This is a genomic window from Paenibacillus pseudetheri, assembly GCF_924513355.1.
Classification (GTDB): Bacteria; Bacillota; Bacilli; order Paenibacillales; family Paenibacillaceae; genus Paenibacillus_AQ; species Paenibacillus_AQ pseudetheri.
This window is the reverse complement of sequence record NZ_CAKMAB010000076.1, coordinates 1-7204: the sequence shown is the minus strand read 5'-3', so window position 1 is coordinate 7204 and position 7204 is coordinate 1. Positions and strand designations below refer to the sequence as shown.

At 38.8% G+C, this 7204-nt stretch carries 4 protein-coding genes and 2 pseudogenes; 3 read left to right on the top strand and 3 right to left on the bottom strand.

From position 1 onward, the window contains the following. Positions 1 to 268: 268 nt before the first annotated feature. The gene (locus L1028_RS30660) at positions 269 to 463 is read right to left on the bottom strand and encodes a helix-turn-helix domain-containing protein (RefSeq protein ID WP_234541927.1); all 195 of its coding nucleotides are present in this window, start codon (positions 461 to 463) and stop codon (positions 269 to 271) included. A 55-nt stretch (positions 464 to 518) separates the two neighbouring features. Next, on the bottom strand, positions 519 to 722 hold the full coding sequence (locus L1028_RS30655) for a hypothetical protein (protein ID WP_234541925.1): 204 nt from the start codon (positions 720 to 722) through the stop codon (positions 519 to 521). A 164-nt stretch (positions 723 to 886) separates the two neighbouring features. Here L1028_RS30655 and L1028_RS30650 point away from each other — a divergent pair, with 164 nt between their 5' ends. From L1028_RS30650 to L1028_RS30640, 3 genes and pseudogenes are all read left to right on the top strand, one after another. Next, the gene (locus L1028_RS30650; RefSeq protein WP_234541923.1) at positions 887 to 2395 is read left to right on the top strand and encodes a thiol-activated cytolysin family protein; all 1509 of its coding nucleotides are present in this window, start codon (positions 887 to 889) and stop codon (positions 2393 to 2395) included. Positions 2396 to 2593: 198 nt separating this feature from the next. Then, a pseudogene (locus L1028_RS30645) lies at positions 2594 to 2713 on the top strand (carbohydrate ABC transporter permease); the annotation flags it as partial. A gap of 96 nt (positions 2714 to 2809) precedes the next feature. Then, complete coding sequence (locus tag L1028_RS30640) at positions 2810 to 6481, top strand: AAA domain-containing protein (RefSeq protein ID WP_234541922.1); 3672 nt, start codon at positions 2810 to 2812, stop codon at positions 6479 to 6481. Positions 6482 to 7095: 614 nt separating this feature from the next. Here L1028_RS30640 and L1028_RS30635 read toward each other — a convergent pair. Then, positions 7096 to 7204 (bottom strand): annotated as a pseudogene (locus L1028_RS30635) (IS30 family transposase); the annotation flags it as partial.

Here is a 7204-nt window from a genome sequence, read left to right as displayed (position 1 = left end):
GGCTGAAAAGTCTGCTTTCACGTTATCTGGAACTTTGTTAACCTTTTGGAACCGCCGTATGCGGACCCGCTTGTACGGTGGTGTGAGAGGACGGAGGCTTACCGCCTCCTCCTACTCGATTTTTGTGAATCGGATAATCGGGAATTATCTTGTGTGCCGTTACTATTGATTCCTTCAAAAGATGAAGGATCATTGAATCTTTCCTTAATTATTACTGCGATTTACGGTATTCGCTTGGGCTAATCCCAATTAGTTTGCGGAACACCTCTCAGAAATGTGCTGTATCTTGGTAGCCAACACTTTTTGAGATACTGGCCATTTTATTGTCTGTTTCGATTAACAAATGGCAGGCGAGCTCTATCCCTTTATGCTGCAGGTACTCTGGAAAATTCATTCCTGACTGTTGCCGAAACAATCGTATGAAATGCCGACTGCTCATGCGAGTTTCCGTAGCCAACTGCACTAGAGTTAACGGCTCCGCAATATGGAATTGATATAATCTATCATATTCGACAATTCTACTTGACCCATTCTACCAGGCTGTATACACCCAGTATAAATTCTCGAACGTTATATTGGCTTAACATGGACTTCGTAATATCCGTATAAGCGTTGATCGTGTCTCTCGCTAGCCAAACTGCGTTCGAATCCGCGGAGCTTTGGGATGTAGGCAGACCTTTTTGCATTAGAGCATCTTGTACTTTTTGGGTTTGACTTGACATAATTAGCTGGTTGAGTTGCTGGTAAAAGATTGTGAGGATTGAGTGAAATGTAATGTAACCCTTGTGATATTTTTAGCTACAAATACATCACCTTTTCTACCAAAAAAACCGATATATATATTGTAGGGTCCTACTGCTTTACAAAAAAGGAGGGGGATATGTATATGAAAACTCAAAAACGTTTTAAAAGAGCAAAATGGTTAGGAAGTCTATTAGTTTGTTTAAGCGTCTTTACTTTTTCCAGTATTTCATTCGCTGAAGCATACGTGCCAAATGATATTGATACTGGGATCGCAGACCTAAATTATAATCGTCATGAAGTTTTGGCCGTCAATGGTGATCATATTAGTAGTTTTGTTCCCAAAGAAGGTACCCAGTCCAATGGTAAATTTATTGTGGTTGAACGGGATAAAAAATCACTCGCAACCTCACCCGTAGATATTTCCATTATTGATTCGATCACGAATCGCACGTATCCAGGTGCAATACAGCTTGCAAATGAGGATTTTGCGAATAATCAGCCTAATCTGGTTATGGCCGCGAGACAACCATTAGATATTAGCATTGATCTACCTGGGTTGAAGAGTGAAAATAGAATTACGGTTCAAAATCCAAATTTCAGCAGTGTTTCTGGTGCCGTTGATCAGCTCGTGTCGACTTGGGTTGAGAAGTATTCGGACACGCACACCCTGCCTGCAAGATTACAGTATGCAGAATCGATGGTGTACAGCAAAAACCAAATTGCTAGTGCACTTAATGTGAACGCGCAATACCTTAACAATACGCTCGGAATCGATTTTAACGCGGTCGCAAGCGGAGAGAAAAAAGTGATGGTAGCGGCTTATAAGCAAATCTTTTATACCGTAAGTGCGACTCTTCCTAACAATCCATCGGACCTTTTTGACAACAGTGTGACGTTTGCTGAATTAGCCCGTAAAGGGGTAAGTAATGAGGCTCCGCCACTGATGGTATCCAACGTAGCTTATGGCAGAACCATTTACGTGAAATTGGAGACAACCTCGAAGAGTAGTGATGTACAGACGGCATTTAAAGCATTGCTCAATAATCCTAACATACAAACTAGTGGTAGTGGACAGTACAAAGATATTTATGATGAAAGTTCATTTACTGCTGTTGTATTAGGCGGCGATGCACAAACACATAACCAGATCGTCTCGAAAGACTTTAGTGTTATCCAAAATGTAATTAAGGACAATGCACAATTTAGCAGTAAAAATCCAGCTTACCCAATTTCTTATACGAGTGTCTTCTTGAAAGATAATTCCATTGCTGCTGTTCACAACAATACGGAATATATTGAGACCAAAACTACAGAATATACTAAAGGTAAAATAACGCTTGATCACAGCGGCGCATACGTGGCTCAGTTTGACGTATCTTGGGATGAATTTACATTTGATGCAAATGGACAAGAAATCATTACACATAAAACATGGGAAGGAAGTGGTCGAGATAAAACAGCGCATTTCTCGACAGAGATTCCACTTCCTCCTAATGCCAAGAACATCAAAATTTCCGCCAAAGAGTGTACAGGTCTTGCGTGGGAGTGGTGGAGAACCGTGATTGATGAAACGAACGTTCCATTATCCAGCAATATCAAAGTTTCGATTGGTGGTACGACGTTATATCCAACAGGTTCGATTAGTCAATAATGATTTATGAAAGGGGCCGTCTCAAAGCCATGAAAATGGTCGAGGGACAGCCCCTTTCATTTTAGGATTGATCTTCTTTGGTAATCGTTCCCCACCAGAACAGATGGAAATAGCACAGAAGAGAATCAAAGAAGGCGCCGTATACATCGATTCCATATGAGAAACACAAAATTATTGACAGACCCGATTTTTATAATTGGAGGATTGATTCCTTGGTATATGACCGTTCGATTTTTCGGAATGATGGACACCATTTGGGCATTAGTGCTTCCAGGAGCTGTACCCGTATTTAATGTAATTCTGCTGCTTAATACTTTTTAAGAATATTACATATTGATATGTAACTTATTAGGAGGAAAATGTTGGGAAATCAATTATGATTAGACAAGAGTTACAATTCGGAGGACTACATCTATGAAAACTGATTTTGATAGAAAAAGAGAAATTGCGCAGAAAATTGTTGATTTCTGGCATACCATTGAATTCTTAAATCAAGATTTATTTCCCAAGAACACAACGGAAAATGGAAAAGCAGTAGATTTAGTGAAGAAAAAGCTATTGGTTATTAGTAATAAGAAGATAGAGCGTAACATTAAAAAATTTCAATTGTATTACAATTTGCCCTTGGACATAGAGATATCTGAATTAATGACTAGAGACGATAATTTTTTTGTGGATCATCCGGTGTGCAGTGATGTGCTTCATCTATGTATAGGCAAAATCAAAAGGGAACAATTAATTAAAGCTTTATACCGTATTTTAAGCGTTCCCGACGATAGACCGGAAGAAGATACAAATGAAATCTGTTTCATTGGGTTAAAGGTTGATAAGGAAGGCGTGTACATTGAAAATAGTCTTAGGATTTCTCCCTTGGTTTGGGGGATTTATAATATTTATTTAAGTGGCGGTAAGGTAGAAGGGCAATTATCAAGCAAGCGGTATGAATCTGATCTCAGTACATTCAATGAGAATATCTGCAAGTCTGAAGTACTGCAACAGTCCCAGCTGGAAGAATTATATCGCTCGCTATTTGATAAATATATGAGACCTTTATGTGGTTCTGCACCAGATCTGGAATTGGAAGGCAATATAATTTATAGCCGATATGACAATAACAAAACTTGTTTAAAAGAAGAGGAGAAAGCAGAGGATATAAGCGAGCTAGTTAAAGGTTTTTATACTGATGATTTACAATTGGTGAAGGAGTCTCTTCATACCGCCACACCAGACAATGCAATGTTTGTAGATACAATTGATTATATTGTTGGTGCTTATTATGAGCACAATGGGATGGGGCAATTAATTGGAGCTACTAAGCGTGTTGATATAAGAAAAGAAAAACTTCATATAGAAGAATGGCTCTACGCTGATAAAGCACCCTCCGGTAAATGGCCATCTAGATTTAACCCTGTTTTAATGCAACAACTCGCTATTAATATGGGAATTTGCGAGTCGGATGAGTTGAAGAAGATTTTCTCCGTCAATGGCCCTCCAGGCACCGGGAAAACAACACTTTTAAAAGAAATAATTGCCGATAATATCGTCAAACGTGCAGCATTGCTATGTGAATATGAAAAGGCTGACGATGCGTTTGAGAAAAGGTCCTTTGAGCATGGAAAGCCTGAGTATCAGAATGGATATGATAGATATAGCAGAAAATACCATGCCTTGAAGGATAAGCGGATAACGGAATTCAATATGCTGGTAGCTTCTTGCAATAATGCTGCTGTGGAAAATATTACAAAAGAGCTCCCTGACGGTGGGGCACTTCTCTCCGGTCTTGAACCTTCAACGAATGACAGTAAAGATGCTATAAGGGGTCTGGAAGGCGTAACGGCATTATTTGATGTTTCGAAAACGGAGAGTAAAGAAACCTATAGAGTATTTAGAGAAAAGGAAGAGGGGGGAAGAAAGCAACCTATAGATGAAGAAAAAAGTGATGTTTATTTTTCCTGGTTAGCTCATAAGCTGATGTCTACCAGAGAAGAGTTGGAAGAATCTAACGATGTGAATGAGTGGGGACTTATTTCTGCTCCCATGGGTAAATCATCGAACGTTGGAAATTATTGCTACAATGTTTTAAAAGAGATTATAGATAATTTTTACAAGAAAAAGAACTCGATTCAAAATCGTCAAGAAGGATATGAACATATCAGACAAAAGTTTAAAGATCAGTTAACAAAAGTAGAGGGAATAAAAAAGGATCTTGCTGTTATTAGTCGATTATCGGAATCCTTTCGTGAAAGAGAGCGAAAGAACAAACGGTCGATTGAAAATGTGAATACTGAGATTCAAACGCTTAAAGCACAAAAACAAAGATGTCTGCAAAGCATACACACTGATCAAATCGAAGAGGCCAATTCAATTAAAAAGATTGCTGGAATAATGGATCTTGTCGCGGAGAATAGTAATAAAACTCAGCTTGAACAAGGGCATTTACTAGCATTAAAAAAGCATGTTGAGAGAATACAAAATGACATTATCGATAAAGAAGACAATAGGAAGTTTTACGAGATTCTGTTTGGTAGATGGATAAAGACGGAGCGGCTTAGACAAATTCAAAAGCTTAAAGATGAAGTGGAGGAACTGAAACGTCAAGTCAAACAGCAACATATCCATATTGAAACGTTGGAAAAAGGAAAGATAAGAGAGGACAAAGAAAGGGGAGAATATGAAAAGAAAATTATACAAATACGGAATGGTATAAATGATAAGGAAAAAGAAATTAATGAGGTTGAAGTAGCTATAGCTCAAAGACTTAAGCACAAGGAAGCATTGAAGCAACTGATTGTAAAGGACAGAAATGAGCTACAAGAGCAGCTTAGCCTACATGAAAAAAACATGGGTGTTATTAATGAAAGATTTTGGAATTATTTTGATAGTGATCATATTAAACTAAACACCGAAGCACAACTCATGAATCCTTGGATTACAGAAGAATACAATAGAGAAAGAGAAAAGCTATTCTATCTAGCCCTGCAACTTCATAAAGAATTCGTTCTGTCCTCGAAGGCTTGCAAAGATAACATCAGAAATATCATGATGATGTGGAAGTACAGTGAGAATTCTGATAACGAAGTGTGTGTATACAGCCAATCAGATAGAAATCATTCATTTGTTCATCTGCTGAATACGTTGTTCTTATTAACTCCAGTATTGTCGACAACTTTTGCTTCCGTGGGGCGCTTCTTAAAAAACATTAGAGAGCAGGGAAGTATGGGCTTGTTAATTATTGATGAAGCAGGACAGGCTTCACCACAAGTTGCCTTAGGTGCTCTGTGGAGAAGCAAAAGAGCAATCGTAGTAGGAGATCCCAAACAGGTCGAGCCGGTTGTTACTGATGATGCAGATGTAATCAAAAAAGTATTTTCAGATAATTTCGTTCTACCCTACTCAAATAAGACTATTTCTGTACAGGAATTTTCTGATCGAATAAACCGTTTCGGGTCCTACATCAAAGATTCCTTTACTGGCGAGGAAAAATGGGTGGGCTGCCCGCTTGTTGTTCATCGTCGTTGTATCAATCCAATGTTTAGTATCTCCAATAGATTGTCCTACGACGGAATGATGAGGAAAAAGACTACAGAAGCGAAAGAAGAGAATGAGGCGAAATTCGTACAAGAGAAAACCTGTTGGATTGATGTCAGCGGTAAAGAAATTGGGAATAAGAATCATTTTGTACACGAGCAGGGGAAAGTAGCGCTTAAAATGATTATTGAAAGCTTTAGAAAGTATAACGGCTTACCTGATATGTATGTTATATCGCCATTTACGACCGTTATTAATGGAATGAAAAGCATGGTCAAAGAATCCATTGAACTCAAGCAATATAAGGAATATGTTGAGATATGGGCAGATCAGTATTGCGGTACAGTACATAGATTCCAAGGGAAAGAAGCGAAGGAAGTTATATTTTTGTTAGGATGCGACGATAAGGCAGGTGGCGCAGTGAATTGGGTTAAACCCAATATCGTTAATGTAGCAGCAACAAGAGCAAAATATAGGCTATATATCATTGGTGATTATCAAGTTTGGAAGAAATCCGAGATTTTTAGAACGACCAAGAGTATCATTGATCAAGGTTAAATTAGAACTGGTTCACATGGGTTTACAAAAGAGGCTTTCTTGTAAGATGTATTAATAAGAGTATGCCGGGCTTATTTATCTATGATAGCCAAGCTGGAGTGAGGCTACTGGATCATGGAGGTTATTGAGGGGGAACTTAATGTGCTCTTGAAGAAGGCCAGCTAAACTTAAAAAATAAGGCTAGGCTTACATCGCATCATGTCCATAACCTCAAGAGGTTGTGAATAAAGTCCGGCGTAAAGTGGTTATCTATTCCGAATGTTTTTTAGGGTGTGTCTTAGAACTCCGAAAGGAGCAGATTTTGCCGAATTTACGTTCCAATCCAGGAACTTTTTCGCAGGCGTACCGGGGTACGTCAAGAGAAAGTGACGCAGCAGGGGACGAAAAGGCGGTGAAAGATGCCCTTAGTGAGATTTAAGACACGCCCTAGTCGCTTTTGATTAAAGAGGATGAATCTGCCGATCAGATCCAATAACCTCGTGAATATCTCTGGAATGTGGATAACCCGAAGCGGTTTAATAATTCCATGACGTATTTAACACAGCGTTAATACTATATGTGGACAAGTAGGAGGGGGTTGAGGTGAAAGAGGATCTTTTGATTAAGACGGATTGTCAAGCTAAGTGCGACACATGGTCCATGAAAGATTCATGAGCAGATTTCCAGCCTAAGCATTTTCGTGGACGATGGTTAATGAGATGTAAGGCATGAGCTAGTTCCTGA